Genomic DNA, 493 nt, shown 5'->3' with positions numbered 1-493 from the left:
GAATAATCCCGAGCTATAAGCCCAAGCTGCATGCAGTCAGCAGATATCAGCCAGCAGATATCATCAACAGACCACCCCAGATGGAACACATGCCCAAGCCATGAACGAGGATAATACCCCCCATCATATGACTGAGCTTTGATGACACTTTGGGCCTCTAATTTCGTATATGAACGACCTACGGATTCCATCCGAGACCACCAGTCTTGGCGGTCTTGTGTTGAACCATCGCCATCAGTTGTGTTATAATACTGATGTGGGTCGGGTTGTGACGTTCCTGCGTCATGAGCCTTCTCCTAACCTATCGGGCTTCTTCGATGTAATCCGCCAAGATATCCATCGATTTAACCTCGACTCACATTCTACCATAAAAATCAGATTATCAAGAACCATCCCACACAGATGGCCTACGGCCACACTACGTGGCTCCCGCTCTGCGCTCGCTCTGTGATGCAGGACACAGCAAATCTGAGCTAATTATCTGCTCATGAAG

General features: G+C 48.5%; 1 protein-coding gene. It reads right to left on the bottom strand.

Features of this window, described 5'->3' with window-relative positions:
• Positions 1–191, bottom strand: a 191-nt coding sequence (locus tag KP705_RS21770; protein ID WP_215765134.1) for a hypothetical protein, incomplete at its 3' end; no start/stop codon positions are given.
• Between the last annotated feature and the right edge of the window lie 302 nt (positions 192–493).

Origin of the sequence: Gluconobacter sp. P1D12_c (assembly GCF_018812105.1) — a bacterium.
GTDB lineage: Bacteria > Pseudomonadota > Alphaproteobacteria > Acetobacterales > Acetobacteraceae > Gluconobacter > Gluconobacter oxydans_A.
The sequence above is the reverse complement of the archived record's forward strand: the minus strand, read 5'-3'. Positions and strand labels throughout refer to the sequence as shown.